The 25,500-nt window shown below is 37.1% G+C and carries 41 protein-coding genes; 17 read left to right on the top strand and 24 right to left on the bottom strand.

Annotation, left to right across the window (positions count from 1 at the left end; genetic code table 11):
* Positions 1-134 precede the first annotated feature (134 nt).
* Positions 135-377, bottom strand: coding sequence for a helix-turn-helix domain-containing protein (locus tag ACTH6U_RS19090; RefSeq protein ID WP_294110855.1), 243 nt, complete (start codon positions 375-377; stop codon positions 135-137).
* Between the two features lie 347 nt (positions 378-724).
* Entirely contained in the window at positions 725-1,420 is a 696-nt protein-coding gene (locus ACTH6U_RS19095; RefSeq protein ID WP_441832911.1) for an aspartate/glutamate racemase family protein, read from the bottom strand.
* 212 nt (positions 1,421-1,632) lie between these two features.
* On the opposite strand from ACTH6U_RS19095, the gene ACTH6U_RS19100 reads away from it, so the two are divergent.
* On the top strand, positions 1,633-2,043 hold the full coding sequence (locus tag ACTH6U_RS19100) for a hypothetical protein (protein ID WP_294110852.1): 411 nt from the start codon (positions 1,633-1,635) through the stop codon (positions 2,041-2,043).
* A 56-nt stretch (positions 2,044-2,099) separates the two neighbouring features.
* On the opposite strand, the gene ACTH6U_RS19105 is transcribed toward ACTH6U_RS19100, so the two are convergent.
* A complete protein-coding gene (locus ACTH6U_RS19105; RefSeq protein WP_441832912.1) occupies positions 2,100-5,354 on the bottom strand; it encodes a M66 family metalloprotease in 3,255 nt (1,084 codons plus the stop codon).
* A gap of 376 nt (positions 5,355-5,730) precedes the next feature.
* Between ACTH6U_RS19105 and ACTH6U_RS19110 the strand changes: the two genes are divergently transcribed.
* The 6 genes from ACTH6U_RS19110 to ACTH6U_RS19135 all read left to right on the top strand — a co-directional run bounded on the left by ACTH6U_RS19110 (position 5,731) and on the right by ACTH6U_RS19135 (position 9,941).
* On the top strand, positions 5,731-6,510 hold the full coding sequence (locus ACTH6U_RS19110) for a YaeF family permuted papain-like enzyme (RefSeq protein ID WP_294110742.1): 780 nt from the start codon (positions 5,731-5,733) through the stop codon (positions 6,508-6,510).
* A gap of 373 nt (positions 6,511-6,883) precedes the next feature.
* Complete coding sequence (locus ACTH6U_RS19115) at positions 6,884-7,798, top strand: Gfo/Idh/MocA family protein (RefSeq protein WP_441832913.1); 915 nt, start codon at positions 6,884-6,886, stop codon at positions 7,796-7,798.
* 16 nt (positions 7,799-7,814) lie between these two features.
* Positions 7,815-8,264, top strand: a complete 450-nt coding sequence (locus ACTH6U_RS19120; protein WP_294110941.1) for a glyoxalase — start codon at positions 7,815-7,817, stop codon at positions 8,262-8,264.
* A 160-nt stretch (positions 8,265-8,424) separates the two neighbouring features.
* Positions 8,425-8,853 carry a universal stress protein gene (locus ACTH6U_RS19125; protein WP_294110738.1) on the top strand — a complete coding sequence of 143 codons (429 nt, stop codon included), beginning with the start codon at positions 8,425-8,427 and terminating at the stop codon, positions 8,851-8,853.
* 140 nt (positions 8,854-8,993) lie between these two features.
* Positions 8,994-9,332 carry a hypothetical protein gene (locus tag ACTH6U_RS19130; RefSeq protein WP_294110736.1) on the top strand — a complete coding sequence of 113 codons (339 nt, stop codon included), beginning with the start codon at positions 8,994-8,996 and terminating at the stop codon, positions 9,330-9,332.
* Between the two features lie 171 nt (positions 9,333-9,503).
* Positions 9,504-9,941, top strand: coding sequence for a universal stress protein (locus ACTH6U_RS19135; protein WP_294110732.1), 438 nt, complete (start codon positions 9,504-9,506; stop codon positions 9,939-9,941).
* A 76-nt stretch (positions 9,942-10,017) separates the two neighbouring features.
* Here ACTH6U_RS19135 and ACTH6U_RS19140 read toward each other — a convergent pair whose 3' ends face one another.
* From ACTH6U_RS19140 to ACTH6U_RS19240, 21 genes are all read right to left on the bottom strand, one after another.
* Entirely contained in the window at positions 10,018-10,311 is a 294-nt protein-coding gene (locus tag ACTH6U_RS19140) for a DUF5339 domain-containing protein (RefSeq protein ID WP_294110731.1), read from the bottom strand.
* Positions 10,312-10,697: 386 nt separating this feature from the next.
* Positions 10,698-10,949, bottom strand: coding sequence for a pyocin activator PrtN family protein (locus tag ACTH6U_RS19145; RefSeq protein ID WP_441832966.1), 252 nt, complete (start codon positions 10,947-10,949; stop codon positions 10,698-10,700).
* 5 nt (positions 10,950-10,954) lie between these two features.
* A complete protein-coding gene (locus ACTH6U_RS19150; protein WP_441832914.1) occupies positions 10,955-11,272 on the bottom strand; it encodes a hypothetical protein in 318 nt (105 codons plus the stop codon).
* Positions 11,269-11,445, bottom strand: a complete 177-nt coding sequence (locus tag ACTH6U_RS19155) for a hypothetical protein (protein ID WP_441832915.1) — start codon at positions 11,443-11,445, stop codon at positions 11,269-11,271. Before ACTH6U_RS19155 ends, ACTH6U_RS19150 begins: the two co-directional genes overlap by 4 nt.
* Positions 11,445-11,630 (bottom strand): hypothetical protein, encoded by a 186-nt coding sequence (locus ACTH6U_RS19160; RefSeq protein ID WP_441832916.1) that lies wholly within the window; start codon positions 11,628-11,630, stop codon positions 11,445-11,447. The genes ACTH6U_RS19155 and ACTH6U_RS19160 overlap by 1 nt, the downstream gene beginning before the upstream one ends.
* Positions 11,627-11,836: a hypothetical protein gene (locus ACTH6U_RS19165; RefSeq protein WP_441832917.1), complete on the bottom strand. Its 210-nt coding sequence runs from the start codon at positions 11,834-11,836 to the stop codon at positions 11,627-11,629. The genes ACTH6U_RS19160 and ACTH6U_RS19165 overlap by 4 nt, the downstream gene beginning before the upstream one ends.
* The gene (locus tag ACTH6U_RS19170; RefSeq protein ID WP_441832918.1) at positions 11,826-12,089 is read right to left on the bottom strand and encodes a hypothetical protein; all 264 of its coding nucleotides are present in this window, start codon (positions 12,087-12,089) and stop codon (positions 11,826-11,828) included. The genes ACTH6U_RS19165 and ACTH6U_RS19170 overlap by 11 nt, the downstream gene beginning before the upstream one ends.
* A gap of 192 nt (positions 12,090-12,281) precedes the next feature.
* Positions 12,282-12,815 (bottom strand): hypothetical protein, encoded by a 534-nt coding sequence (locus ACTH6U_RS19175; protein WP_441832919.1) that lies wholly within the window; start codon positions 12,813-12,815, stop codon positions 12,282-12,284.
* Positions 12,816-12,827: 12 nt separating this feature from the next.
* On the bottom strand, positions 12,828-13,400 hold the full coding sequence (locus ACTH6U_RS19180) for a hypothetical protein (RefSeq protein ID WP_441832920.1): 573 nt from the start codon (positions 13,398-13,400) through the stop codon (positions 12,828-12,830).
* Positions 13,400-14,230, bottom strand: a complete 831-nt coding sequence (locus ACTH6U_RS19185; protein WP_441832921.1) for an ORF6N domain-containing protein — start codon at positions 14,228-14,230, stop codon at positions 13,400-13,402. Before ACTH6U_RS19185 ends, ACTH6U_RS19180 begins: the two co-directional genes overlap by 1 nt.
* A gap of 2 nt (positions 14,231-14,232) precedes the next feature.
* A complete protein-coding gene (locus ACTH6U_RS19190) occupies positions 14,233-14,448 on the bottom strand; it encodes a hypothetical protein (protein WP_137021757.1) in 216 nt (71 codons plus the stop codon).
* Positions 14,449-14,519: 71 nt separating this feature from the next.
* Positions 14,520-14,654, bottom strand: a complete 135-nt coding sequence (locus ACTH6U_RS19195) for a hypothetical protein (RefSeq protein ID WP_441832922.1) — start codon at positions 14,652-14,654, stop codon at positions 14,520-14,522.
* Complete coding sequence (locus ACTH6U_RS19200; protein ID WP_441832923.1) at positions 14,651-14,992, bottom strand: hypothetical protein; 342 nt, start codon at positions 14,990-14,992, stop codon at positions 14,651-14,653. The genes ACTH6U_RS19195 and ACTH6U_RS19200 overlap by 4 nt, the downstream gene beginning before the upstream one ends.
* A gap of 74 nt (positions 14,993-15,066) precedes the next feature.
* Positions 15,067-15,489 carry a hypothetical protein gene (locus ACTH6U_RS19205; RefSeq protein ID WP_441832924.1) on the bottom strand — a complete coding sequence of 141 codons (423 nt, stop codon included), beginning with the start codon at positions 15,487-15,489 and terminating at the stop codon, positions 15,067-15,069.
* A gap of 1 nt (position 15,490) precedes the next feature.
* Positions 15,491-15,763 (bottom strand): hypothetical protein, encoded by a 273-nt coding sequence (locus ACTH6U_RS19210; RefSeq protein ID WP_441832925.1) that lies wholly within the window; start codon positions 15,761-15,763, stop codon positions 15,491-15,493.
* A 2-nt stretch (positions 15,764-15,765) separates the two neighbouring features.
* Positions 15,766-16,161, bottom strand: coding sequence for a hypothetical protein (locus ACTH6U_RS19215; RefSeq protein WP_441832926.1), 396 nt, complete (start codon positions 16,159-16,161; stop codon positions 15,766-15,768).
* Positions 16,161-16,340 carry a hypothetical protein gene (locus ACTH6U_RS19220; RefSeq protein WP_441832927.1) on the bottom strand — a complete coding sequence of 60 codons (180 nt, stop codon included), beginning with the start codon at positions 16,338-16,340 and terminating at the stop codon, positions 16,161-16,163. The genes ACTH6U_RS19215 and ACTH6U_RS19220 overlap by 1 nt, the downstream gene beginning before the upstream one ends.
* Positions 16,333-16,527, bottom strand: coding sequence for a hypothetical protein (locus ACTH6U_RS19225; protein ID WP_441832928.1), 195 nt, complete (start codon positions 16,525-16,527; stop codon positions 16,333-16,335). The genes ACTH6U_RS19220 and ACTH6U_RS19225 overlap by 8 nt, the downstream gene beginning before the upstream one ends.
* A complete protein-coding gene (locus ACTH6U_RS19230; RefSeq protein ID WP_441832929.1) occupies positions 16,506-16,745 on the bottom strand; it encodes a host cell division inhibitor Icd-like protein in 240 nt (79 codons plus the stop codon). The genes ACTH6U_RS19225 and ACTH6U_RS19230 overlap by 22 nt, the downstream gene beginning before the upstream one ends.
* Positions 16,746-16,755: 10 nt before the next feature.
* Positions 16,756-17,238, bottom strand: a complete 483-nt coding sequence (locus ACTH6U_RS19235) for a helix-turn-helix domain-containing protein (protein ID WP_441832930.1) — start codon at positions 17,236-17,238, stop codon at positions 16,756-16,758.
* A 140-nt stretch (positions 17,239-17,378) separates the two neighbouring features.
* Positions 17,379-18,035, bottom strand: a complete 657-nt coding sequence (locus ACTH6U_RS19240) for a LexA family protein (protein ID WP_441832931.1) — start codon at positions 18,033-18,035, stop codon at positions 17,379-17,381.
* Between the two features lie 325 nt (positions 18,036-18,360).
* On the opposite strand from ACTH6U_RS19240, the gene ACTH6U_RS19245 reads away from it, so the two are divergent.
* The 10 genes from ACTH6U_RS19245 to ACTH6U_RS19290 all read left to right on the top strand — a co-directional run bounded on the left by ACTH6U_RS19245 (position 18,361) and on the right by ACTH6U_RS19290 (position 25,284).
* Entirely contained in the window at positions 18,361-18,615 is a 255-nt protein-coding gene (locus ACTH6U_RS19245; protein WP_441832932.1) for a hypothetical protein, read from the top strand.
* 258 nt (positions 18,616-18,873) lie between these two features.
* Entirely contained in the window at positions 18,874-20,439 is a 1,566-nt protein-coding gene (locus ACTH6U_RS19250; RefSeq protein WP_441832933.1) for a DEAD/DEAH box helicase family protein, read from the top strand.
* Complete coding sequence (locus ACTH6U_RS19255) at positions 20,436-21,413, top strand: DUF7146 domain-containing protein (protein ID WP_441832934.1); 978 nt, start codon at positions 20,436-20,438, stop codon at positions 21,411-21,413. The genes ACTH6U_RS19250 and ACTH6U_RS19255 overlap by 4 nt, the downstream gene beginning before the upstream one ends.
* Positions 21,413-22,216 (top strand): antitermination protein Q, encoded by an 804-nt coding sequence (locus ACTH6U_RS19260; protein WP_441832935.1) that lies wholly within the window; start codon positions 21,413-21,415, stop codon positions 22,214-22,216. The genes ACTH6U_RS19255 and ACTH6U_RS19260 overlap by 1 nt, the downstream gene beginning before the upstream one ends.
* 173 nt (positions 22,217-22,389) lie before the next feature.
* On the top strand, positions 22,390-22,722 hold the full coding sequence (locus ACTH6U_RS19265; protein WP_441832936.1) for a hypothetical protein: 333 nt from the start codon (positions 22,390-22,392) through the stop codon (positions 22,720-22,722).
* Between the two features lie 608 nt (positions 22,723-23,330).
* Entirely contained in the window at positions 23,331-23,579 is a 249-nt protein-coding gene (locus tag ACTH6U_RS19270; RefSeq protein WP_441832937.1) for a hypothetical protein, read from the top strand.
* Between the two features lie 22 nt (positions 23,580-23,601).
* Positions 23,602-24,018, top strand: coding sequence for a putative holin (locus tag ACTH6U_RS19275; protein ID WP_441832938.1), 417 nt, complete (start codon positions 23,602-23,604; stop codon positions 24,016-24,018).
* Positions 24,018-24,386, top strand: a complete 369-nt coding sequence (locus ACTH6U_RS19280; protein WP_441832939.1) for a hypothetical protein — start codon at positions 24,018-24,020, stop codon at positions 24,384-24,386. Before ACTH6U_RS19275 ends, ACTH6U_RS19280 begins: the two co-directional genes overlap by 1 nt.
* Positions 24,383-24,814: a structural protein gene (locus tag ACTH6U_RS19285; protein ID WP_441832940.1), complete on the top strand. Its 432-nt coding sequence runs from the start codon at positions 24,383-24,385 to the stop codon at positions 24,812-24,814. Before ACTH6U_RS19280 ends, ACTH6U_RS19285 begins: the two co-directional genes overlap by 4 nt.
* A complete protein-coding gene (locus ACTH6U_RS19290; RefSeq protein WP_441832941.1) occupies positions 24,811-25,284 on the top strand; it encodes a lysis protein in 474 nt (157 codons plus the stop codon). The genes ACTH6U_RS19285 and ACTH6U_RS19290 overlap by 4 nt, the downstream gene beginning before the upstream one ends.
* Positions 25,285-25,500: the final 216 nt, after the last annotated feature.

The following is a 25,500-nucleotide window of genomic DNA, read 5'->3' on the forward strand; positions in this document are numbered from 1 at the left end:
TGTTAAGTTATTAATTAATAAAAAATAATTTTCGGTTATCATAATTTCATTTTCAATTTGATGTATGTTAAAAAATCAGCAATAAAAACTCATCTTATTGCTGATTTATTTAACTAAAAATAACAAGCTATGTTTTAGCCGTGTTTTTCTGGGTTGATATATATATCGAAAAAAGTTCTTAGCTCAACATTGAATATTCTTGTAAAAATCACGAGATGATCAATAAATACTGATACAGTACCATTTTCGTATTGAATATATGTACTTTCAGGAATAGATGCAGCACTTGCAACATCTTTTGTTGTCAGATTAAGAGCAATTCTATTCTTTTTTATAAATTGTCCTAATGTTTCATTATTTAATCTTTTTCCGTTCATAATATCCAATTCTGAGGCAAAGTTATAGTGTAAATTATCACCGATTAAATTTTATATTCAATGGTAAAAAATCTGTAAATGCAAGATTAAGGTACATTGATAGCTAAAATATAATAAAGTATTAAGTATTTGAACCTTACAGGATAAAACCCTAACAATACACTTCATGAGTAATCAATAAATTTTAATTTAGTGAATTTGAATAATTAAGCAATCTAATAAGATAAAAAATAGAAATTAAATTTGAGTTAGCAATTAATCACCACTAATAAATTGAATTTAAGGCTATTACTAATAGGGAAAATCAATAATTAGCCTTAGTTTTTAGATGGTTATAATGTAATAGCTTAGAGACTTAATGCAACCTCGACTGCTTTTTGGGCATGGATAGCTGTTGTATCAAATAAACAAATATCAACGTCATTTTTATCAACAAGTAGCGTTATCTCTGTACAGCCAAGGATAATACCTTCAGCACCTTGGCTGATAAGTTCCGTTATAATACGCAGATATTCTTTTTTAGACTGCTCATTTATCACACCTAAGCAGAGTTCTTGGTAAATAATGTCGTGAACTATTTTTCTATCTTTAGAATTTGGTGTTATTACAGTCAAACTGAATTTATCTATGAGTCTGTCTTTGTAGAATGATTGTTCCATTGTAAATGCTGTACCCAATAAACCTACCTTTTTAAAACCTTCATTCACTATACATTCACCAGTTGCATCTGCAATATGAAGTAAAGGTAGTTTTGTTTGATTTTCAATTTGCTCAGCAACTTTGTGCATGGTATTTGTACAAAGTACTAAGAAATCAGCACCTGCTAATTTTACATTTATTCCTGCCTTAGCTAAATAGTCGGCTGCTTGTTCCCATTGGCCTGTAGCTTGCAGATGCTCTATCTCTGCAAAATCAACACTATACATAGCAATTTTAGCAGAATGTAAGCCACCTAAATATTTTTTGATACCTTCATTAATTTGCTGATAATAAAGTAGAGTTGATTCCCAGCTCATTCCACCAATTAACCCAATAGTCTTCATTTTTTAACCGTCCAATTTAGTCTGAATTTTATCTTACTATACTGAGTCTATTTATTCAGAGTCAACATGAAGAATAGGCTAAACAGACTGTGAATTTCTTTTGTTAATAGTTATTGTTATAAATTATTTTTAAAGGTGGATTTTGATGAATATAAAGCTATTATCTGTTATTAGAATTTGATATTTCATGTACGATTATAGTGGTGATTTGAATGAATTTTTTTAAAATAATCATAGCAATACTTATTTTTGGTGCAGCATTTCTGTTAGGTGCATTATATATGAAGCCGCCTTCATTAAGTTTGATTGAGCAAGTAAAAAAAAATGTGAATGATGTTCTTGCATATCCACAAGCTGCTGAGTTTAAAAATATTGAATATCATTTTTCAAAATACACAAGCGATAATGGAAAGGTTGGATACGTTTGTGGTGAAGTATTCAGATATAAAGGCGATAAACCTGATGGTTTTAAGCGTTTTATTATTAAAGCATACACCAATGATAATGGGCGATCCGATATATCCATTCCGTTTGTGGAAGGTGGCCATGAAATTTTACTTCCTACACAAGTTAATCAAATATGGGATGAAAAATGTTCAACACCTGCATCACCAATTGAATAAATTGGAGTTAATCAATGGCCCACAACATTGACCATAGGGCATGTTGTGGACGTATTTTATACAATAATTCCATTAATCGTTGTAGGGAGTCTATTTTCCTTTATTTCAATATCGCGGCTATAAATTATTTTTCCATTAATATAAAGATTTGCTTTGGTGGGTTTACGATCTCGCTCCAAATTAATATGAAATTTATTCATTAAATTTTTATCTTTCCGATATCCTATAAGTTGATGTTGACTATGAGTGTTATCATGATAAGTAACATCGATGTATACATTTTTATTTTTAGCATTTTTATTAGGGTTATATGTCATGCCATAAGACCCATATAGGGAAGGATAAATATAACTATCTATTTTATTTTCAGGGTCGTAATAACCTAATAATGTAACAATAGGAATACTTTGTTTATCCGGCTTTTTATAAGTACGGAATTCATTAATTTCCAGCCATGAAAAGCCGTTAGAAATATAAAAAAGTTGGTCATTTTGTTTTAATGTTTTTTGAATACCATTAGTCAAATGTATTTGGCTATCCCAGCTTGCATAGGAATTTATTTTTATCACTGAATTTTTATTACTTTCATTTGCATTTGGAATGTAAATATTTGAGGTATGATAACCATTACCGATGGTGATACGGATTAAATTGCTTTTACTTAAAAGTTTTTCAAGATCATTTTTTTGTATATCTACTCCATTTTTGAAATGCATATCTAGGCTGTCAAGATCAGTGATATCGAAACTACTATCGTCCATCTGAGCAGTTTTATAATTCCATTTTTTAAAGCCGGTATTAGAATCTATGCTAAAGATATGTCTTTTAGTCATATCTTTTTGAATGGAAGCAAGAGTATATGGCGTATAGAGTGTATAGCGATTATATTTAAAGTCATAAGGTTTGCCTCCTGACATGGCGTCACGGTTAAAAGACCGACCTCTATAAGGTGGTTGGGCTTGGCTATTGTTTTTTTTTACTTCAAGATATGTTGCTTTGTCTGTTTTTTTAACTTCAAAATTAGGTATAAAGTTATTGTAGAGAGAATCCCAACCCCAGGTTGAATTTCGCTTATCTGGAGCTGAATGGATACCACCATTGAATCCCCCTTCATAATGACCTAAATTAAAGTTGTGACCGATTTCATGACTAAACTCATTGCCATCCGAGTCTTCTAATGTCGCTTTACCGCCTCCGCCTGATAGACCATGTACAATAATTCCATTTTTATATGAACCAATTGAATTATGGAGTGTAATTTGAGATGTAGGTAAGAATGTTTCTGAAAAGGAAGAAGAGCTATTTATCCCATAATTGGCAAGATTAATTCCATCAGAAATAAGGTTTTTACCAATAGATTCTCTCATGTTTCCAGAATGATAACCACCATCTCCACTTGATTTTTCAGTGAATATTGAGCCATCAGGCATTACTACTTTGGTAATATGGAGTGGTTCAAAACGCGAAACTATAAGTTGGCTAACAGGAATAGTTTGAAAATATTGACGATTAAGTTCTGGATTATCTTGAAATTTAAAATTATTTCTTGGAGGGGTTAGCATTCCAATATCAATAGTATTCATTAATAATTCATGTGGTGCATCTATTTGAATATTCTTAAGTATTCCTTTTTTATTTTGAGAGTTAAATTCAAATTTAATACCAGGCTTAATAATGTTAGCAGGTAGGGTTGTACTCCAACCATGTTCAATATATTGAATATTCGCTAACTCACGCATTATTGAATAATCATTAATGGTCATCCATTTATGATAGTAGTCATAAATAAAAAGCACACTTTCATTTCTTTTCAGATTTATATTTTTATTCCCATATTTTATAGTGCTAGTATAGGCTGCGGTAGATGTAAATAATATTTTCTTGTTATGAAAAGAGTCGTTTTCTGTTAATGAGAAATTTTTTGCCCAGTTATAATTGCTAGTGGCAACTTTAATCGAGTTATTCTTATTTAATAAATCAATGAAAGTTCTATTAATAGTAGCAAATTTTTTTATTTTTTCATTTGTATCTAATGTTAAAGAGAATTTTTCGGGGTATGCAATATCTAGAATAATAGAAGGCTCATTAATATTAGGCTCAATTTTTAACCATTTACCATTCGAGTCACATTCAAATAATATCTCATCACTATATTTTAAGTGAGTGATTTTATTGTTATGGAGTATTTCACTTACAGATTGTGATTTTGAGGTAAATATAATTTTTTTTGAACTAAAGTTTTTATTTGTTGTTAAGGTTATATTTTTAACCCAGTTGAAATTATCAATTGATATTTTTATTGTGTCATTATCTGAAATTAGATTGTTTAAATAACAATTATTTATTGATATTTTTTTAATTTCTGTCTTTTCATTTATATGTAATGAAGGCTTAACTGATGATTTTGAGCTAGCTAATAATGAAGAGAAATGTTGCTTTGATAATAATGCATCTTGATAAGTCACCCATTGTCCAGAGTTATCACAAACAAAATGGATTGTTTCATTAGGGGGTAGTAATATTTTTTTTATACCATAATTGATTTCTATTTCATCCTTAATGTAAGATGTTAATGCAACTGACTTATTCGAAAGATCAGGGTCAGAGTTTAAAATAAATGGTTTTTTTAATATAACATCAGAAAAAATAATGTGAGTTATATCAGTTTCATTCATTTTAATTATTTCTTTTAGCTTTATTTTATCATTTATTATTTGCTCTAACTCATGTTTTTCCTCAATGCATATATCTGATGATATTGGCCGCTCAAAATATTCGGGCGAAATATTAGTATAATATGGAACTACTCCTGCAATTTTAGGTAAATATTCAGGGGAGAGCATAATACTTGAATGTAGCAGATTGTTTTTATTATCATAAACGTTTAATTTAATTTCCGTATCACTTTTAATAATATCATGGGGCTTAAATAATAATAAAGTTTTACGACCAGTGACCAAATTAGGATGAATATCATCTTTGATATTGTTTATTGCTGGAATAATACTACTTTGTGCATAAAATACATTGCCTTTTAGTTCACCTTGTAAGTCACTTGGAAAGTTGTTTTCATTGAAATAAATATTTTTAGTATGATTTGTTTTGTCTGCTTGTGTTTTACTAACATGATAACTTGTATGGTTTTCGTCCATATTATGATTGTATTCATTCATAATATGCCAAGTCTCAGTCATATTGGGAAGAGAGTTAAAACTAATGGAAACATCACTACCATCTATTATGTTTTTATTATTTATATTTACTGAGTTTTCATGATGTATGAATTCCCTATTTAGATTGGTTATGTCCATATGTATTTTTCCTTTTGCAATTTATTTATTGGGTTTTATAATTGAAACATTAACTGTATTTATTAGGTGAGTTAATTATTTCACCATTAGTTAATCTAGTATTAATTTAATATTAATTATATTTAAATCAGTAAAAATTAGTCTGAAAATTTAGTTTTCTCTAATTTATAGTGAAACTAATTGGAATTATCACATGAGTTGAGCGTTTTCTTGTCTATTAGACTAAAGCTAGACAATTCGAGTTTTTTATAGAAAAGGTATTTTTACTCATATTGATAGTGAGTAAATTAATGGTAGTCATTACGGGAATGAGCAGATAAAATCCGTATACAATCAAATTAAATATAATTGGTGTAATTAGATGAGTAATTTAGGGATGAACTTTAAAATCTGGCTGTTGTACTTTGGATTCTTTTTTTTAGCGGGATGCTCAACTCAATTTAAATCAGATGCAGAAACAAATCGCCTAAAATTCAGTATGCAGCAAGCAAATACAATTCCTATAAAAGACTCAGTGGAAGTACTCTCAGTTTCTGATATGTTGCCTGGCGATATTTTGTTATCGTCTGCGACGGGTCTTAATTCTTGGGGGATACGTTTATTCAGTGTGAGTGGTGTGAGTCATGCATCAATCTATTTAGGGTTAGGAGAGGTTGCTGAATCAGTTGGCAGTGGTGTTCGAATTATACCATTAGATAAAGCAATTGGTGACTCGAATAATATGGTGGTCTTAAGACAGTCAGGATTAACGTCTTTACATGCTGACAAGCTACGTGAGTTTTCCGTACAAAATGATGGTAATAAATATAATTATAAAGGTATTGTTATGATCGCGCCATGGATGCTCACGAAACGAATTTGTGAGTTACCTCTAATTGGTGAAACGGTTAGAAATTTTTGTTTAAAAGCACTTGCTACTGTTCAATTAGGTGATGATATAGATCAAGCGAATGGATTCTTTTGTTCGCAGTTTGTCCTAGATGCTTATAAATATGCAGGAATGCCTTTGTTTGAAGGTAATTCATCATGGATAACACCGGCTGATATTTTGCATATGCGTACTGGGGATGTGCCTACATTTGAACCGACACATAGATTAACCTATGTTGGTCATTTAAAATCATGGAGTTTTGCGAGCGCAATACGTAATAAATAGGCGATTAAATTCGTAATATTTGGTAATCGTTTAATAATATTGAGAATAAAAAAAAGGCCAACTTATAAAGTTGGCCTGCTAAACTGGAAGCAATGTGAGCAATGTCGTTTATGAAATTCTTGAGTAATTTACTCAGGTATTCCATGAGGTAAAAGATAACCATTCTCATTTAAGAAATCAACCCCTTTTTTTATGCTGCTTTTTTTGACCTAAAGATTGTTTTTAGGTTACTAAAGTTATTAAAAACAAGGTGTTAAATTATATCTTTCCTCATTATTCTTCTGTTATTGCCATACATTTAGAAAAAATATTTTTTATTTATATAAATATATTCAATAATTTCCTTATCAATATATTAGAAGAGTTCCATAACATGAGAAAATTGCGCATCGGTGTTGTCGGTTTAGGCTCAATCGCTCAAAAAGCATATTTGCCTATTCTTTGTAAAGAAGATGATTGGGAGTTCGTTGGCGCCTATTCTCCGAATCAATCCAAAGCAAAACTAGTTTGTGATAGCTATAGGATCCCACTATTTGCAGAGATTAAAAGTCTTGCTAGCCACTGTGATGCCATATTTGTTCATAGCGCAACGACCACTCATTTCGAAATTGTTAAGTTGCTATTAGAAATGGGACTTCATGTTTATGTCGATAAACCGCTTACTGATAATATTGAACAATCAGAGCAACTTATTGAATTAGCAATAAAACAAAAGCGTATGTTAATGGTGGGGTTTAACCGTCGATTCGCGCCTTTTTATGTTTCGTTAAAACAAAATATGACACAGTTTTCCTCTTTGAGGATGGATAAGCATCGAAGTGACAGTGTAGGGCCTAAAGATGCGCGTTTTACTTTGCTCGATGATTATTTACATGTCGTTGATACGGTTCTATGGATAGCTGGGACTGAGTTGAAATTAATTAGCGGTGGGGTAAAAACGACTGAGAAAGGCGAATTGTTTTATGCAGAACATCATTTCCAAACGGAAAATGGTTGGGTAACAACATCGATGCACCGAAAAGCGGGTAGTCAGCAAGAGCAAGTCATTGCCGTGGATGAAGATGCTATTTATCAAATAACTAACATGAATCAGTGGCGTAGTGAAAATCTTCGGGGTATTAATGATAAATACCCATCAAGTTGGGATTCGATATTGGTACAGCGTGGGTTTGATGGTGCAATTCGTCATTTTATTGAGTCTGTAAGTCACCAATCTCAGCCGTGTACCAGTGGTGAAAACGCGATTGCCGCTCAAAGAATTATTGAAAAAATGTTTGATAAAAATTAATAACTTTCTAACTAAAATGGAATATTCAATGTTTAATCTACAAGATAACTCTGATGTATTATTTGTCGCCGGTTTTGGTCCTGTGACGCTAAATACCCAAAATAGTAGCGATTTTTATCTTAAAACACTTGGTTTACCATTGAAACCAATGGAAGAAAATAGTGACTATCTAGTTTGTGAGCAAGATACATTAGGTGGCGTTAAACATTTTGCTCTTTGGCCATTAAACCAAGCTGCACAATCTTGTTTTTTGCGTGATGAATGGCCTGAAGAGTTAACAATCCCACAAAGTTGGATTGAATTTGAAGTTTCTGATCTCGCAAGGATGACTCAAAATCTAACTGATAAGGGGTATTTATTATTGGTTCAAAATAGAATTGAGCCTTGGGGGCAAACGGTAACCCGATTATTAAGCCCTGAAGGTATGCTCGTTGGGTTGACGGTTACACCATGGCTAAGAGAATAACCAGTTGAGTTATTGATATTAAAAAATAAAGATAAAAACTGTTCAATAATTAATATTTTGTGGCTAGAGATCTCATTTATCTTTTTGAATGAGAGACATTCACAGCTAATTGTTTATAATTTTATCGTTAACATTATTTTTTAATTTTTTAGGAGGGGTTATGTATAAAACGATTCTGGTCCCTATAGATTTAACCGAAGAAGAGTTAACGAGTAAAGCTGTTCGTCACGCGGTTAATTTAGCAAAACAATCGAGTGCTAAAATTCACTTGATCCACGTATTACCAATATCTTCAGCAATTATTAATGCCTATGCTCTTGGCTATATGGAAATAAAAGATAGAGCAACGGTGAAAGCGGAAGAAGATATGAAAATGTTAATGGATTCAATTAATTTACCTCATGAAGATGTGAGTTATACCATTACATTTGGCTCACCTCGTGATGAAGTCATTAATACAGCTAAAGATATTAATGCAGATATTATTGTGATTGGCTCTCGTCGACCAAATATTACAACTCATCTTTTAGGCTCAACTGCTGCTGGGATCGTACGTTACGCAGAAACATCGGTTTTAGTCGTACGCTAACAGATTAAATAGGGCCTATATCGATTTATGATGTAGGTTCTTTTCTAGTATCATAAATGTGCGTATGTGTAGCTGCATATTCATTGTTGTATAGCTTGATCGAACAATTGTATGAGTAATAACGTGTTATTAGGTTATTTATGGAAAAATTTTCAAAAGAATTAATACGAGTTGAGTATTTTATTCTTCGAGTGTTACGTTTTTATCTTATCGCACTTTTGGTTTTTTTCCTTGGTCTATTGCCGGGTATTTTTGGTTTTTACTTTATAGAAGGGCATTCAATTGTAGAGTCGATGTTGAATGCGTTATCAATGTTAAGTGGACAAGCAATAGAACCAGCCCCAATTACCCGTGGTGGACGTTTTTTTATCGCAATTTATGGCTTGTTCCTACAAAGCGTTTTTATCATTAGTATCGGTCTGATAGTCACTCCATTTATTCATCGCTTATTACATAAATGGCATTTGGAAGAAAGTTAAGCTTGAGGCGTATTGAAATAACGTTGGAATGCTCACGACATTTTTATAAGCTTAGGTTTATACTTTTAGAGAAAATAACAAACATTCACCAGCCATTCTTAAACTGTCGAATCGTAAAACTAATAACGTCACGGTTTGAAAAGAAAGAAAATCTAATAAAGAGGGTATCATATGTATAAAACTATTTTGGTTCCCGTGGATATATCGGAAGATGTGTTAACAGATAATGCACTTAAGCATGCTATTTATTTAGCGAAAATTTCTGATGCCACAATTCATTTATTCCATTCAATACCTGATGTTTCAAGATTTTCGATGAGCTATAGCTATCATTACGATCTACTAGCCTCTTTTGCAAAAAAGGCAATTGAGCGTTCTGAAGAGCAATTACAAGAAATTATCGACAAAATTGATTACCCATCAGATAAAATTTCCTACAGAGTTGAAATTGGGTCACCAAGAGATAAAGTGTTGTCGGAAGCAGAAAATATTAATGCAGATTTAATTGTTGTCGGTTCACGAAATCCGAGTTTTTCGACCCATTTATTAGGATCAAATGCATCAGGTATTGTTTCGTACGCGAAAATATCAGTACTAGTTGTTCGTTAAAATAATCCATTTCTATAATACAGCCTGAAATATCAGGCTGTATTTATTGATAAATTTGGTTTTCTACAGAGCATGGCTATTTTGTTTCTACCGCATCTTTAGCTTGTGCAATAGCTTTAAGAGCTTGACTACATGCTTGTTCTTGAGCATCTTCAGGATAGCTTGCTAATGTTTTCTTCGCTTCTTCTAACTGCGATTTCATCATCGTAATTTGCTCTCCCGCATTAGGCTCATTCTTGTATTGCGCTTCAGCTTGTTTGACGAGTTCATTCATTTCTTGAAAATAGGTATCACATGTTTTACCCGCACTTGCATTAAATGCAGTTATTGCCATGATTAATCCAAATACCACAGGAAAAATTTTATTCATAATATTTTCACTTTATAAAGACATAATAGAGTCAGAATAACATTCCGTATAAAAAAACGCATCATTAAGCCATTATTAATGTTTTATGTGATGAATATTTACAACATATTAAGAATATTCTGTCTTAAAAGAAAATCACAAATAGCATAAATTGCAAATTTTAAATGAGAATCATTATTGACTATTGAAATCACAAAAGTGTACAGTGTAGTACATTTTTGTGATTTTAGGATTCACCATGTCGAATAAAGTTATTGTCAATACGGATAATTGGCCTATATGTACATTAAATTCTTTCCCATCTTCTATGGGGGAGAGTGTGATTAAAAACAATGAGTTAAATTATCAAGGGGTGCTATAGGGGTGCTGGAAAACCAGCACCTATATTATTTTGAGCGGTTGAATTCAATTATGGCATCGTCACGTTGTTTGTCTATGAATGTCGCCAAGTCGTTAACGTGGATCATTCTCGGTGATTTTTGGCTATCATTGAGTCTGTATGTCGGTATTGGTAACTCCCCTGCATTTGCTTTTCTTTCTACTGTCGTCTGATTCATCTTTAAATATTTCTCCGCAATATCGGCGAGAGGTATTTGTGATGTGCCAAACTCAGCCATGAGCAAAAATGCCGTGTTCATTGTAATCATTTTCCACCCCCTTTCTGATACCCGTTCCTCAATACCTCAGCGGCTATTTCAGCTGGAGTGCTAATCCCTAGCGCGTCGTCAATAATGAAATTCAAATAGCCCTTACTGACATCCTCAACTGTTGTTGGCCATACGTTTTGCGGAACATCATAATAAACACAATCAACAATCTGGCTGGTGGTCATTTCAATAATTTGCTCAGTAGTAAAGTCCATTTTTTGATAGCCTGCACTCCACACCGCGTCGGTTACATCACCCGGATCACCACCTGCATTTTTAATGATATTGACGAGGTTAAAATCAAGTGTTGTCATTTTCTCGCCCTCCGCTTCTTGGCTGCTCGGTTTATCTTTGCGTGACCCGTAACACGCTTGGTTGATTGAGGGTAATCATACCAGTAACTATTGTGGTTAATTGCCCACGATGTCGTTTGTACTGACAGGGCAGATGCTACAATCGCCATAGCAGATATCATTATTCGCTTCATCACTCCCTCCCGATAATAAAGCTAACAGGCTCATCATTTTGTTTATCATTGATAGCGTTGGTAATTTTTGTCGCCGCGCTTATGATCACATTGAATTGAACAGGTGTTACTTCAATTCCCTTTGTTTGGCGGTCAATTTCCTTGGCTATTGCTGAAATTAATTTAATTTGATCAATCCTTTTCATAGTCGCCCCTGCTTGCAAATTATCTCAGTGCCAATGACTTTACAGACGGAGTATGATCCATTGCTGCTATTTACTATTGTTACGGTGCCATCATCACACTGAGTAACTAAGCTGCTATTCTTGGTCTCAGATATGCAGTGTGGGCTTTCTGCGTACACCGTGGCAGATAACGCCAGTAGAATAAAAATGGCAAATTTACTCATCATCTTTCACCTTCCTTGTGCGCCTTTTCTTTTTCATTTTCGGTGTTAACTTTGGCTCACTTACTTGTGGCGCTGGTGGCATAGGAAGATAGATCCCCATCCTGATATAACAGCGCTGCCTAATACCGTGAATAATTCGGGCTGTATAATCACGTCCATCATCAATGTGATGCACAGCTTTTAGAATTGGTGAGTCATATTCGTTAATTTCATGCTCAACATTATCTTGTTCAATCACTTGTTTGCCTCCTTGCAAATACCCCTATAAGTCCGTAAATCGTAGTCACTCGGAAAAAGAAACCGACTGTTGACTCGTGAACGGGAGCGCGAAGTAGGGCCTTATCAATTAATCTGTTTAGTTTTCTGCGTTCGGTAATGAAAGATAGGATCACTACTTTTGCTGTGCTGCCTGTTTTGCTGGCGATATATTCGATTTTCATTTTTGACCTCACGCTCTGCATGGCATAACGATAAATTGTGGATTGCCATATTTTTCATTAATCACATTGCTAAATTTAAATAAGCACCCCGTTGTCATCCCCGACGGATGAAACGATATTGGATTAACGCCCCGACTGATCCCAAACATTTTTTCAGGATAAGCCAGATAAGCCGCCTGAAAGTGGGGCAAGCAAGACTCAAAATTACTGGGTATGATTCTGTCCAAGTCAGGAAATCTGGCGTTGTCATATGAAAGAAGCACGGCAAAACCAATTCGATTATTGCTAGCATCGCGATGTACCGCATAGGGCTCTTTGGTAAAGCAAATTTCTGTTGTTACCGCTTTCGCGGGTGTTGCTCCTCTGAATTCAAGGATTGTATCGCGTCGAGTTTTAATACCATGCTCCATACGTAGCGCTACATGCCCATTAGTGGCTTCAATGTATTTACTGTTAATGTGAACGCCTTGCAGATAATAACGAGGGTCATTTTTGGCAACGCAAACCAAAGCTGCTCGTAGTAAGTGTGTTTGAATAATCATTTTTTACCGCCCTTAATGCATAGTTGGCATTGATGGAAATCCGCCATTTGCTTCCAGCATGCGAATATAGTCATCATGAAGAATACAAAGACCCTCACGCCCCATCTTCGATAGGCAAGGACCGTGCTCAACCGAAATATCCAGAAAATCGATGTAGGCCTTAATGGTGAAATCAGCCCAATAATCCCTACCGAATTGCTCGATCATGATGCCTTCGAGATTTTCAATTAGCCCGAGACGTAAAGGTGCAGGATAAATACTTAGCGTCGATTTGCCATTACTGTAGATAGTTGCTACATCAGTGCCGCCTTGGTCATTGGGCACCTCCATAGTGCCGTTTTTCTCTTGCTGCTCACGGATAAAGCAAGCAGCAACGACCCAGCGCCAGACAGAAACACGCTGCTCTGGTGTTAGTGTGTCGGGCTTATCGGCTAACTTGCCCACCACGGCAGCAGCCAAATACAAACCTTTCAGTAGATCTTCATCATATTGCCCAGCTTCAAGCGCACTAACTGCGTCAGCATAAGTAATCAAGGTGCCATCGTCGGCAATAACGCCATTACCAGTATCAGTAAAATAAGCCATTATTTAGCCTCCGGTGTGTAGATAGCCTTGTCGTGTGAAAACTCACCGTTCCATGTTTTTTTCATGGGTAATTCACCTTTCATATAGAGCTGGTATAAACGATGGCAGCCTTTCTCCAATAAGACTGGTGTTACTTTTATAAACTCATCCATACCGTGAGGAGTTACCTTGGTTTCTTCCTCGGTGAGATATTTATCTCGAGCGTATGAAGCCACTCGCCATTTAGGTGATTTTTCAGGATCACGACGTGAGTTGTATACCCAGTTTCGCTCTGATGCCCACCACATCATTTTGTTAACATTCACACCGTTGAGTGCCTTGCAAAATGAAGTGACCGTGATACCTTTGCTAAAATGTATTCCAAGACTTTCAACTGTCGCGTTGAGGTGCTCATTTTCAAGTAGAAAAGCCTCTGCACGGTTTTCGGCATCGATAACCATTTGTGCAAGCTGTTTTGGACTAACTTTAATTGGTGCTGGGCGAAAGTAAGCATCTTCCATTTTTTCAAAGAAAGACCAGGCTTCATCGCTATCGACAATTTTTGACATGCGAGCCGCGCCTTTTTCTGTCCATAGAATTTGCTGGCTTGTATGTTTATTAACCGAGTGAATATCTTTCACTAGGTTCCTATACTGCTTTAGCTCCTCACCTTTCAAGGTATGGATGTGTACACCCTCAACAAATCGATCTCGATTGTTAGATAGGTTTTTGCGGATATTGTTATCATCAACGCCATAACCAGTCGCTAATGTTTCCGTGGTGACAACGCGAACATTTTTCCATTCAATGAGCGGTAGGGCGTTAGCATCAATTGTGATTAATTCGTTCATAATTAAGCCTTTTCAATGTTAATTTTCATTCGTTTCGCATAACGACGCATTGAGCGGTTAAGCGGCATACTGACGGTATCGGGATCGACCTGATACTGACTGGTAAATTTCTTAGAATTTAAGTAATTCTGCTTTTCGCTACGCTCCATTTGTATGGCTTGAGCTATATTCATTCCTCTAAAACCTTGCGCTGTTTTACTTAATTTGTTTTTGCTCATATATAACTCTCCGTTATTTTAATTTTCGCTTTAGATAAACAACGGTCGGCAGCTTCCTTGCTTATTTTTTCCTACTTACTTAACCCAGATGAATTACCTTGCTCGGAAATAGAAAAGGCTTGGTTATATTTATTTGCTGCACGTCGATATAATTTCTTTGCTTCTAGGTTTTTCCCTTTCTTCATTAACTGCTCAAAGCGATTCATTTGTTTACATCCTTATTGTGTAAGTGCTCCGCAATAAGTGGAGTGATATCATTAATGAATTCCTTACCTTCATCTGTTAGCTTTCCGTATTTACCGTAGAAACTGTCATAAACTTCCATTATTTGTTTGTCAGTTGCATTGGCTTCTTTACGACAAATGTTATTTTCATATAAATTAATTAATGACTGTTTTAATATCTCTGCATCTAAATCAACTCGGTATTTAATGCCATCAACAGTTCGCTCGAATGTTGAAGCTTTCTTTTTTCTTTTTAGATAATCAAAGATTGCATCAATAAAATGTTTTCTTTTTTTGTCTAATAAAGTTAATTTTTCCATCTTCTTATTCCTGAATTTAGATAAGGTGTTCCCCTCAGCATTGGCGCTGAATTAAATTTAAATTGTTTTTTTTATTACTTGCTGGTTATTGCTTCCTGTAGTCTTCCGTATTTTATTGCTGCATCTTCTCGGGCATCTTCAAACTTACTGTTTGCTTTCTGCCATTCTTTTTCTAACCGTAATATATGTTTTTCATCTTTGAGTTTTTGTTTTATCTCTCGATATATATCAGCCTGTCTATCAATATACTCTGGCAGCATAGCGCCACGTTTAAGTGCGGGAGTGCCGTCGGGTAGTTGCGTTTCAATATCAGGCTCATTGGTTAGCTTGCCTAGCTTGCTGAATTCATCACTTGCAAGAATGTGAGCATACTTATTAATAGCAGCATCCTCAGTGAAGTAGCTTTTACCGCAAGGCTGAACAAGATAAACTTCACGAGTAATGACTTGAATATCGTGTCCTGTTGCTAGTTCTACTGGCTTTGTTTTGTTACACATGTTATTTCCTTAGATTTAAAAATGCGATAATTCGCTCTTTCATTTTTAGTAACTTATTCATTATTTCTTTGGCTTCTTTTGATGCTTTTTCATATTCGAAAAATGAATCAACTAATATATAGTTCCCATCAAATCTATGCTTAGCTCCTTTTTTCAATTTATATACTTTACATTCCCACTCCCCGTGATGCTGCCAAAATTCATCAATGTACTTAGGGGGGGGCATATTGTTCATTTTACAAATAGCCATTGCGTTATAAGTTGCAGTATTCATAATCAATCCGAAAAGCTAACTTTGGTATAAACTATATCTAGATTTAATTTAGCCGAAGTAATTAAATTGATAACATATTCATCCTGATTCTTTAGATACCCACTCTCTTCTGCTACCTTTAAATTAATTGCTGTTTCGAGCGTAGTTAAAATAGATCCTATAGCCGTCTCTATAGTTTGGTCTTTGGATATTTTAACTTCGCCTATAGGCTTGTAATTTTTATCAGTGTTTAAATTGCAAACGTTTTTTTTTGCTCTATCTATATTCTCAACGACTGATTCAATTGAATTAAATAAATTACCATCTGATTGGATATCATTATTAATTATCATATTTAAAATTGATGAGGCATAGGTTAATTCATCAATGGTATTTTCAACTAGCTTGGTGTTATTCATTATTCTTTCTCCAGAATAATATCGACCTCGGTTTCACATTGAGCGATTAATTGACTGGCTATATATTTTTCGGCGTTATCTCGATTTAAATATTGAGCTGCAATTAAAAATGCTTTCACTCGATTAAATACATCCATACATTCACTAACTTGTACTTGGGGGGGGGCTATCTTACTCATGTCCATTATCCCGTTGTGCATTTTCTTCAATTAACCAACCTGCTATAGGGTTTGATAGTTCGTAAGCTAATTCAATTAAACTATCTACAACTGGATCACCTGCAAATTGACTGTTGAGTTGGAACAGTACCGCATTCAATTGAGCGCTTTTTTTTGCGGCGACACTTAATTTAATTTCGTGTGACATGTCACTGCTCCTGCTGGTATTTGTGATGCCAGTGATAAAACGTAATCGCGAACAAGTTGTAACTTTGCAGCCTTAAGGCTTGACGCCTGAACTTCAATACGTTCCCACTTAGCCTCTGGGTCTATGCGCTTAACTGCAAGAAAGCAGAATCGAAATAGACCTGTATGTATGTCCACTTCCGATAAATCGTTATTTGACAGATAATGTATAGTCGGCATTTTTTAAACCTCAGCGATTTGAGCCAGAAAATTTAAGGCGAGCAATTTGTGATTCAAGGCTTTCCGGTTGCTTGCTGTACATCTCACCTTCACCATAAAGTAACCAATTAACTCTCACTCCTAACGCCTCTGCTATCGCGGTTGTGCGTACAATGCCTGCCTCTTTCACTTTCCCTGTCACTATCTGGCTAATCGTGCCTTGTGACACATTAATAGCCCACGCTAAAGCTGCTTGAGTTGTTTTAGTATGGACAAGAGCCATCTTCAAGCGTGCTGCGAATGAGTTTAGCGGCGTGAAGTCGTGTTTTGTTGCTTCAGGCTTAGTTTGAGTGCAACTTAACTCTGATTTAATCACTTCATTTTTTTCAATTGCCATTTCTATCAAGGCTTGAATTTCCTCTGTGGAGCTTGACTCAATCGCACAAAATAACAAAGTGGATATCTGGCTACTCAATAGCTGAATTTTTGTACCGCAGTGATTTAAAGTGTTCATTTAATGCCTCCTAAATAACAGTTTACGAAACCTAGGTTACATATTGGGTAATTAGTTGTCAATAAAAAAATGAAAGAAAAGTTTCGGGCATAAAAAAACCGACTTTCGTCGGCTTAGCGCTGCTTTTTTTTGGGGGAGAATCACACTTTCATTCTGATTTCCATCACGACCCCTTCAATGACACAGTCTCGTGTGAATGGAATGAGTGGATATCTTGGGTTTAATGGTTTCAAAAATATCTGCCCTCCATCTTCCACGTATTGCTTTAGAGTTGATTCATCTGATCCATTGATTCTTGCGACGACAAACTTACCTGATCTGGCTTCCTCAATCGGAGAGACAAGTACTTGCATTCCTTCAAATATTGAAAAATCACCTGCTGAGGTCATTGAATCACCTTTAACATCAAGCCAGTAGCCATTTTCTCCAGCGTATATGTTCGTGCTAATCCATTCATCTGGTGCGATAGTGGTTTCGCATCCATTCCAAGAGCCTGCGCTAATCCAGTTAAGTTTTGGATATGTGTATTTTGCAGGGTCATTTGATCTTGGATTTAATACGTTGGGCTCATCTATGGGCTCCTCACTCACTGGCTCGCTACCGTCCAAAAGCCACCTTGGCGAGCATTTTAAAGCTGACGCTATTTTGAACAGATTTGCAGATCTTGTATCTTGAGAGTCACCTAGCTCGATTTTACTAATGGTTACGCGCGAAACGCCAGTTAATTTTGCCAGATCATCCTGTGACATTCCTAACTCTGTTCGCCTGCTGAGAAGTCTTTTTCCGAATGTGCTCATAATCCACCATTTCTATTTAAATTTATTCCGAAACTAATATATCAAATTAACTTGAAACCTAGGTTGCTTTTTACTATGATTTAACGAAAGAAAACTTTCAAGAGGTTTTGAATGAATTTATACGAAATTCTAAAAGGCATTTATAAAACAAATGCCGCCATCGGAAAAGCCTATCCGCTAAAAGGTCGAACTCGCAGCAGTCAAGGTGTTGGGAAATGGAAATGGCGAGGCGTTCCAGAGGATGTAGCAATCCGGTGTCACTACGATCCTAACATCCCATACACCTACGAGCGGCTAGTCAATGCACCAGATACATAACATACCGATGCCTAGGCACCACTTTCCTGATGATGCCAAGTGGATTCAGGAAATGTTAACTCAACTGTCGCCAAGTGCACGAAATAAGGCGCTGGCGGCATATTCAGAGGTGTATCAAGAGCATTGGGAGCTAGAACCTGTTTCATATCGCAGGGATAACAAAGCGCGTCACGAGGCTAATAAGCGACTTCGAGAGTACACAAGACGTTATTCGAAGGCGATGCAAGGTTATACCTCAGCGCCGTTGTTAGTTGGCCTGTAACTTTACTAAAGGGATATTCGGAGGTTAAGACGTTTAGACGTCCATGCTGTTTTTTGGGGAAGAGGGGAAAACTTTCTAGGGGGGATAAAGGGGGGTGATCTTTGAAAGGGGTGTTAGGGAAGGCACAGCCAAGGAAGAACTCAGATCTTAAAGATAGATCTCTATAGGGTTACAAATGCCGCCAGCCGTTTAGATGGCTAAATTGAATTATGTAAAAGGTCTTCCTTTGGCATAGCAAATTAATCAAGTGAGGGTCAGATGTTAAATATCACACCTAATTTTGCACAGGAACGCGGTTTAGCTATGTTGCGTCAGAGCTGGAAGCAGAACCGCACATTCATGATTTACAGTCCTACGGGTAGCGGCAAGACAGGTTTAGCAGCATTCATTACTCACGGCTATGTCAAAAAGGGTCTACGTGTGATGTTTCTAGCTCCGTATACGGTGCTTTTGAACCAGACGGCAAAGCGCTTTATGGACTATGGCTTGCCTGAAAATGAAATCAGTTTCGTGTGGGCTGATAATCCTAACTATGATCCTACTCGATTAATTCAAATCGCCTCCGCTGATACAGTCATTCGTCGTGAATTCCCAGACAATATCGACCTCTTGATCATTGATGAAGCTCACCTACGCCGCAAAAAGATTTTAGAAGTTGTTCGTGATACGGATATCAAGGTAATTGGATTATCGGGTACGCCATTTTCTACGTTTCTGGGCAATTACTATGAAAGCCTCATCAAGCCAACAACGTTAAAAGAGTTAATTAAGCGCGGTGACCTGAGTAATTACGAATTCTACGCACCGACTAAACCCGATCTGACCGGCGTTAAATCGGCTACCTCAGCGGAATATGGCAGCGACTACAAAGAGGCTGAAATCTCCGAGATTATGAGTGGCGCTGATCTCGTTGGCGATATCGTGAGTAACTGGCTTGCAAATGGTCGAGACCTACCGACTATCTGTTTTTGTGTCACGGTCAGTCATGCCAATTTTGTGACGATGGAGTTTATTCGTGCAGGCGTTGTGGCGGAAGTAATTACCGCTCAAACCCCACAGGAAGACCGTCAGTTAACCATTCATCATTTCGAACAGGGTGCAACCAAGATAATTGTTAGCGTTGGCACTTTGATCGCCGGCTTTGACAGTGATGTTCGTTGCATCATTTACGCCCGTCCGACCAAGTCAGAAATCAGATGGTGTCAGGCGATTGGTCGCGGCTTACGCAAAGCACAGGGCAAAGATACTTGTTTAATCTTCGACCATTCGGGGTCTGTTCATCGCTTGGGCTATCCCGATGATATTGATTATGACGAGTTGCCAAGCAAAGACGATGGTATGAAAGAGGCTAACAGTGCTCGTGAGCAGGAAAGGCGCGAGAAAACCCCCAAGGAATGCAGCTCATGCCATTACATGAAACCAGTTGGTGTTTATGTCTGCCCTAAGTGTGGATTCAAGCCACTAGCAGGGGAAGACGTTGAGGTCGATACAAGCCGCAATATCAAAAAAATCAGCAAGACTGAAAAGGTTTATACCCAAAAAGAAAAACAAAGCTGGTGGTCTCAATTGAAATATTACCAGAACGTCAGAGCTGCCAAAGGTAAGCCTGTGAGTGACGGATGGGTATCAAATACCTACCGCGATAAATTTTCAGTATGGCCTCAAGGTCTGCACGACACACCGCAAGAAATTACCCCAGAGGTGAGCAATTTTATTAAGCATAAACAAATAGCCTGGGCGAAATCCCGTAAAAAGGCAGCAGAACAGATAAGTACATTACGCACACAAATTTCAAATATCCCACAACAAGGAGCTTTACTGTGAATACGATTGATTTTGCAAAAGGACAATGGGCGAAAATATTTGCGGAATACGGTTTACCCCCGATTACGGGCAAAAAGCACTTTAAGGGGAAGTGTCCAGTCTGCCAGCAAAAGGGCAAGTTTCGAATTGATGACAGAGAGGGGCGCGGTACATGGATTTGTGTTTGTGGTTCAGGCAATGGTATTCAGTTGCTCGAAAAGGCGACAGGGAAAGATTTTAAAACATTAGCGGATGAGTTGGACGTATTACTCAATAATCAGCGTGAAAAGCCAGCCCCTCAGCAACCTAAAGACAATTCGGTATCAAACTTAAGGGAGCGAGTGGTTAACTGTTATTCAACCCTCAAATCACTCCGAGACACCACAGCAGCACAATACCTACAGGGTAGAGGTATTTTCTCTTTACCGGCAGAGCAAGTTAAGTTTTGTGCTAATCAGCCCATCCCTAAGCATACAGGCGAATTTCAAGCAATATGGGCACTTGCTACGGATGCGAGAGGGCAGTTGTGTTATTTGCATCGTACTTATCTGCAAGGCGCTAAAAAAGCCAATGTCAAAGTCGTTAAAAAGATGGATGGGCTGCAAGAGAAAAACTATCTCGAATATGCCGCCTCTGTCGCTATCAGAATGTTTCCTGTTACTTCAACGCTCGGCATTGCAGAGGGTATTGAGACGGCACTCTCATGTCATCAAATTTACGGCGTTAACACATGGTCAACGATGAATGCTGGCTTTATGGAAAAATTCATTGCACCAAAAGGCGTTAAGCACCTGATTATTTTTGCGGATAACGATTGGAGCGCAACCGGTGAGGCGGCAGCTTATGAATGTGCTAGAAAAAACCTCGTGGCCAGTAATGATATCGAAAAGGTGAGCGTGAGATATCCCGATCTCGGTGACTTCAACGATTTACTGACTCAAGGCTGTGAAGCAAGAGAGCGTGTTTTTATTCGGAAACAAAGAGAGGCGGCTTAATGAAACTCGAAAATGCACTGAAAAACTTTCACCCTAAGTCACCTACGTTCGGTAATGTAGCAGGTTGCACATCCCCTGATAGAATTACAGGTACGGATATCATGGCAGCTATGGGGATGACGGAGTCACAGGCTGAATTTGGCATGACAGCTTTCCTAGCTAAAAATGATGTCAGCGAAGAGGATAAGTTTTCTACTGTTGAAGCCTTAATGCAGTATGCTAAAAAAATAACTCCTAAACTGGTACGCAAAGCTGCAGGTAATAAACTGGGTTATTGTCTAATTGTTCTGGCCAAGATGGCATTTGAAGATTATGCCCGTTCAGCTGGTTCGGTTTGTCAGTGTTCAGCATGTAGCGGTAAAGGGATGGTTGATAAAAAGATAACGACAAAAAAATATTCCAGTAGAGCCGCGATTTTCTCATCTTTCTCTAAAGGCCAGCTTAAGCGCTATACCAACACAGAACGCGATGTTGTCGACACTGAAAAAGTGATCTGTGAGTCATGCAATGGCAAAGGCCAATTAACACACCGTTGTCGTTGTAAAGGGCGAGGTAAAGTATTAGATGAGGCACAGAGCGAATTACAAGGGGCACCAGTTTATAAAGATTGTCCTCGTTGTGCTGGTAGAGGGTTCAACCGTGTACCGTCGTCGGTGGCATATAATGCAATAAGGCATTTAGTACCTGATTTAACACAATCATCATGGTCACGTAATTGGAAGCCATTTTATGAAAAGTTAGCTAGTAAATGTTTTATTGAAGAAAGTGCAGCAGAACAAGCATTTAGAAAAGTAACCAAATAAACATAATAAGAGGTGATGCTCTTAGTCCATTAACATTTAATGTAACTATTGGTTATATTCTTGCGTGAAAATTGAACTAAATTAGTAATCTGTCAAGCATATTTTTAAGATGTAGACATATGATTTATATGAGTTTATATTCGAATTTGTTTTTTTTGAAAAATGGGTGTTTTATGAATAATGTTTATGAAGAAGATCTAAAGAGATTATGGAGTGGTTATGGCCCAATAGATCTGTTTAATGATTTCGAGTCATTGGCTACAGACATTCAAAAAAGAGCGGAATCAATAGAACCTTGTAGAAAATTAATAGCTAGTAGGAATAAGCTAAAAAGTTACAATAATAAAAACTCATACGATTTAAAGTCAGAATTTGAGCTAATACTTAATATAGGTTGGCTTCCTCATTCTATTTTTATTTTTTCTGCATTTTTAGAGGGAGTAAAAATTAAGGCGGTAGGGAAAATTAATGGGGCATGGGTATTCGAAACTAATATTGGGAAATGATACATACAAAGCTAGTTTGATTTTTGCATAAAGTTGGCTTATTATCTTCTAATAATGGACATTCTATACCTAGTCGCATTAAATGAATCCAAAGACCTCGCAATGCGGGGTTTTTTGCTTTTTGGTTATTAATTGCGCTAATTCACAATCGACATGCTATAGTGCTTAGGTCACCATACCCCATTGCTATAAACAGCAAATCTTGCACCCGCGAGCTTTTATCTAAACAATAGATGCGGTATCCAAAGGAAAGCCTTATGGATCAGAACGCGCTATACCACCGAATTCTATCAATTGCAGAAGGTATGTTAACTATCGCTGTATTGACTTTGACGACCTTCGCATTAGTTTACTGGTTTAAATAATACCTACCCGCCATTAACTCAACTGGAAGAGTATTTAGTCTTAGCGAAACTAAGAGTCGGGGTTCGATGCCTCGATGGCGGTCCAGCTAGCTCAAGCAACAAAATATTCCAAAATTATTCTAAGGGCTGCGCGTTGCGTGGCCTTTTTCGTATATAGCCACCGCAAATCACTATCAACATGTTTAATTACTGCAATGACGTTGCTGGTGGCTTTCTATTACCTATGAAAAAAGGAACATAACTATGTACGCACTTAAATTAATAACAGAACGTGAAGGCCGTAAAGTTGAAGAGTCACATTATTTGGGAAATATGTACCGACTGGAGTTTTATCCAGTAGTTGATAACCCTGATATTGCTGCTCGATTGGAATACACAACGAAAGAAGGTGTCCCTGCGTTTGATATCAAGCGAACTGATCATGCTTACGTTACTACGGTAACGGGTGATACGGTTCGGGTTATCTGCAGAGGTAAAACGCCTTCTCATTAACTGTTAAGAGAATAAATAATTTATGAGCACATCATTAGGGATAACCCTAGGTGCTGCTGGCGGCGGTGCTATGGGTGGGTTCCTTATTGGTGCCGATTATGGTGTCGTGCTGGGAGCTATTATTGGCGCGTCTGCTTCCGTCATTGCATCTAAAGATAATAACCGGCGAAAGATACTGCATTTTATTCTTGCGCTTGGTGCGGGGATCCTCATTGCTAAAGAGGCGTCTGAGTTTATTGCTCAAGTATGGAAGTGGGATGTTAGCCCTAAAATAACAGCGATTATTATTTCTGCATTGTTAATTCCAGTGCTCGTGCTGGCGGCAAACAAAGATAACCTCAGAAAGCTGTTTAGTCGAATTGCCGCATCAATAGACCGGAACTTCAGCGGCATCGTACAGGCTATTAAAGACTGGCGAAATAAAGGGGGTGGTGGCTAATGAATACCTTCCTTAACGTGTTAAATGACGTAGTGAACTGGTTTCACCAACACCCCTTAGATGCGGTAGATATTTCATTTATGTCAGCGTCGGCCGTGACCGTATTCCTTTGTCGATATGCAAGGCATCGAGATTCCATAGTAGGCACTACATTATTTATTTGTTGGGTTTACAAGATTTATGAAACGGCAATAGGTGACCGAATAGCGGCGCCATCAGATGTGTTATTTAGTGCTGTGCTATTTATCGTCATTTTCTCAGCTGGCGGTAACATCATGTCAGTAGTAGTTATTAGTAAATTAATTGCTCGACTCAAATCAATCTGGTCGTTCATGAAGCGGCCTTTTACTCTTAAGGTGGATAAATGAATAACCAGCAACGAAAAATAGCACGCGGTGAGCGTAACAATAACCCCGGCAATATTGATTATAACCCTGCAAATAAATGGCAAGGTCAGATAGGTATTGAAATAGGTGTCGATAAGCCTCGTTTCTGTCGCTTTGAAATGGCTGAATATGGCATTCGTGCTATCTATAAATTGCTTCAAACTTATCAGCGTAAATATGGATTAAATTCAGTTTCAGCAATTATCAATAAGTATGCACCACCGATTGAAAATAATACTTCTGGTTACATTAATCGTGCAGCGGCAAGTATCGGAGTGGGTATTAACGACCATATCAATACTCTCGATAAGAAAACAGGCATTGCACTAGCTACCGCGATTGTCGGCGTTGAGTTAGGTTACCAACCTTATAGTGAGGCTACGTTCGAAAAAGCGTGGAGCTTGTTGTGAATTGGAAAATGTCAGTATTAGCGTTTGCCGGGGTACTTATCCTAGGTGGTTTACTGAATTGGCAGGTGAGTGAGAATCAAAAGTTAGCAGATAAAAACACCAGCCTTACAAAAGAAAAAAAGTCTTTAAGTGACGCCCTCGATGAGCAAAAAGCGATTACTACCGACTACGAAAAACGCATTGACTCCCTTCACGAACTCGACACTAAACACACTACGGAGCTCACAAATGCAAAAGCTAAAATCGACCAGTTGCGTATTGATGTTAGTAATGGCACTAAGCGCGTGTACGTCAACGCCAAATGTCCAAAGCCCGAAAGTAGTTCCACCTCCGGCGTGGATGCTGGCAGATCCCCCACCTTGGAGGGAGACACTAGAGAAGATTATTTCAATCTCCTTAAGCAACTTGAAACACTGGAAAAGCAATTCCTTGGCTTGAGGGATTGGTACTTTGCGGAGTGCAAGCGTTAGCCGACAAGAAAGCAATACGGGAAATTGAACAACAACAGGTGATGAAATGAAACTAAGCCCAGTGCCAGTTAATGTATTTCATGAGCTAACATATTATCAATGTGACTCTTGCGGCAATGGCAATATGTATCAAAAAACGGATGGTAGTGTTTCTCTAACATTTCCACCTAAATACCAGCATATATGTGAATCATGCGGATATGAAAGTTATCTAGT

The sequence above is a fragment of the Providencia sp. genome (assembly GCF_052096715.1).
GTDB lineage: Bacteria > Pseudomonadota > Gammaproteobacteria > Enterobacterales > Enterobacteriaceae > Providencia.

Excerpts from the sequence above, each read along its gene's own strand:
- ACTH6U_RS19090 (WP_294110855.1), bottom strand. The coding sequence starts at position 377 with ATGAACGGAAAAAGATTAAATAATGAAACATTAGGACAATTTATAAAA.
- ACTH6U_RS19095 (WP_441832911.1), bottom strand. The coding sequence starts at position 1,420 with ATGAAGACTATTGGGTTAATTGGTGGAATGAGCTGGGAATCAACTCTA.
- ACTH6U_RS19100 (WP_294110852.1), top strand. The coding sequence starts at position 1,633 with ATGAATTTTTTTAAAATAATCATAGCAATACTTATTTTTGGTGCAGCA.
- ACTH6U_RS19105 (WP_441832912.1), bottom strand. The coding sequence starts at position 5,354 with ATGGACATAACCAATCTAAATAGGGAATTCATACATCATGAAAACTCA.
- ACTH6U_RS19110 (WP_294110742.1), top strand. The coding sequence starts at position 5,731 with ATGAACTTTAAAATCTGGCTGTTGTACTTTGGATTCTTTTTTTTAGCG.
- ACTH6U_RS19115 (WP_441832913.1), top strand. The coding sequence starts at position 6,884 with ATGAGAAAATTGCGCATCGGTGTTGTCGGTTTAGGCTCAATCGCTCAA.
- ACTH6U_RS19120 (WP_294110941.1), top strand. The coding sequence starts at position 7,815 with ATGGAATATTCAATGTTTAATCTACAAGATAACTCTGATGTATTATTT.
- ACTH6U_RS19125 (WP_294110738.1), top strand. The coding sequence starts at position 8,425 with ATGTATAAAACGATTCTGGTCCCTATAGATTTAACCGAAGAAGAGTTA.
- ACTH6U_RS19130 (WP_294110736.1), top strand. The coding sequence starts at position 8,994 with ATGGAAAAATTTTCAAAAGAATTAATACGAGTTGAGTATTTTATTCTT.
- ACTH6U_RS19135 (WP_294110732.1), top strand. The coding sequence starts at position 9,504 with ATGTATAAAACTATTTTGGTTCCCGTGGATATATCGGAAGATGTGTTA.
- ACTH6U_RS19140 (WP_294110731.1), bottom strand. The coding sequence starts at position 10,311 with ATGAATAAAATTTTTCCTGTGGTATTTGGATTAATCATGGCAATAACT.
- ACTH6U_RS19145 (WP_441832966.1), bottom strand. The coding sequence starts at position 10,949 with ATGAACACGGCATTTTTGCTCATGGCTGAGTTTGGCACATCACAAATA.
- ACTH6U_RS19150 (WP_441832914.1), bottom strand. The coding sequence starts at position 11,272 with ATGACAACACTTGATTTTAACCTCGTCAATATCATTAAAAATGCAGGT.
- ACTH6U_RS19155 (WP_441832915.1), bottom strand. The coding sequence starts at position 11,445 with ATGAAGCGAATAATGATATCTGCTATGGCGATTGTAGCATCTGCCCTG.
- ACTH6U_RS19160 (WP_441832916.1), bottom strand. The coding sequence starts at position 11,630 with ATGAAAAGGATTGATCAAATTAAATTAATTTCAGCAATAGCCAAGGAA.
- ACTH6U_RS19165 (WP_441832917.1), bottom strand. The coding sequence starts at position 11,836 with ATGATGAGTAAATTTGCCATTTTTATTCTACTGGCGTTATCTGCCACG.
- ACTH6U_RS19175 (WP_441832919.1), bottom strand. The coding sequence starts at position 12,815 with ATGATTATTCAAACACACTTACTACGAGCAGCTTTGGTTTGCGTTGCC.
- ACTH6U_RS19180 (WP_441832920.1), bottom strand. The coding sequence starts at position 13,400 with ATGGCTTATTTTACTGATACTGGTAATGGCGTTATTGCCGACGATGGC.
- ACTH6U_RS19185 (WP_441832921.1), bottom strand. The coding sequence starts at position 14,230 with ATGAACGAATTAATCACAATTGATGCTAACGCCCTACCGCTCATTGAA.
- ACTH6U_RS19190 (WP_137021757.1), bottom strand. The coding sequence starts at position 14,448 with ATGAGCAAAAACAAATTAAGTAAAACAGCGCAAGGTTTTAGAGGAATG.
- ACTH6U_RS19195 (WP_441832922.1), bottom strand. The coding sequence starts at position 14,654 with ATGAATCGCTTTGAGCAGTTAATGAAGAAAGGGAAAAACCTAGAAGCA.
- ACTH6U_RS19200 (WP_441832923.1), bottom strand. The coding sequence starts at position 14,992 with ATGGAAAAATTAACTTTATTAGACAAAAAAAGAAAACATTTTATTGAT.
- ACTH6U_RS19205 (WP_441832924.1), bottom strand. The coding sequence starts at position 15,489 with ATGTGTAACAAAACAAAGCCAGTAGAACTAGCAACAGGACACGATATT.
- ACTH6U_RS19210 (WP_441832925.1), bottom strand. The coding sequence starts at position 15,763 with ATGAATACTGCAACTTATAACGCAATGGCTATTTGTAAAATGAACAAT.
- ACTH6U_RS19215 (WP_441832926.1), bottom strand. The coding sequence starts at position 16,161 with ATGAATAACACCAAGCTAGTTGAAAATACCATTGATGAATTAACCTAT.
- ACTH6U_RS19220 (WP_441832927.1), bottom strand. The coding sequence starts at position 16,340 with ATGAGTAAGATAGCCCCCCCCCAAGTACAAGTTAGTGAATGTATGGAT.
- ACTH6U_RS19225 (WP_441832928.1), bottom strand. The coding sequence starts at position 16,527 with ATGTCACACGAAATTAAATTAAGTGTCGCCGCAAAAAAAAGCGCTCAA.
- ACTH6U_RS19230 (WP_441832929.1), bottom strand. The coding sequence starts at position 16,745 with ATGCCGACTATACATTATCTGTCAAATAACGATTTATCGGAAGTGGAC.
- ACTH6U_RS19235 (WP_441832930.1), bottom strand. The coding sequence starts at position 17,238 with ATGAACACTTTAAATCACTGCGGTACAAAAATTCAGCTATTGAGTAGC.
- ACTH6U_RS19240 (WP_441832931.1), bottom strand. The coding sequence starts at position 18,035 with ATGAGCACATTCGGAAAAAGACTTCTCAGCAGGCGAACAGAGTTAGGA.
- ACTH6U_RS19245 (WP_441832932.1), top strand. The coding sequence starts at position 18,361 with ATGCCTAGGCACCACTTTCCTGATGATGCCAAGTGGATTCAGGAAATG.
- ACTH6U_RS19250 (WP_441832933.1), top strand. The coding sequence starts at position 18,874 with ATGTTAAATATCACACCTAATTTTGCACAGGAACGCGGTTTAGCTATG.
- ACTH6U_RS19260 (WP_441832935.1), top strand. The coding sequence starts at position 21,413 with ATGAAACTCGAAAATGCACTGAAAAACTTTCACCCTAAGTCACCTACG.
- ACTH6U_RS19265 (WP_441832936.1), top strand. The coding sequence starts at position 22,390 with ATGAATAATGTTTATGAAGAAGATCTAAAGAGATTATGGAGTGGTTAT.
- ACTH6U_RS19270 (WP_441832937.1), top strand. The coding sequence starts at position 23,331 with ATGTACGCACTTAAATTAATAACAGAACGTGAAGGCCGTAAAGTTGAA.
- ACTH6U_RS19275 (WP_441832938.1), top strand. The coding sequence starts at position 23,602 with ATGAGCACATCATTAGGGATAACCCTAGGTGCTGCTGGCGGCGGTGCT.
- ACTH6U_RS19280 (WP_441832939.1), top strand. The coding sequence starts at position 24,018 with ATGAATACCTTCCTTAACGTGTTAAATGACGTAGTGAACTGGTTTCAC.
- ACTH6U_RS19285 (WP_441832940.1), top strand. The coding sequence starts at position 24,383 with ATGAATAACCAGCAACGAAAAATAGCACGCGGTGAGCGTAACAATAAC.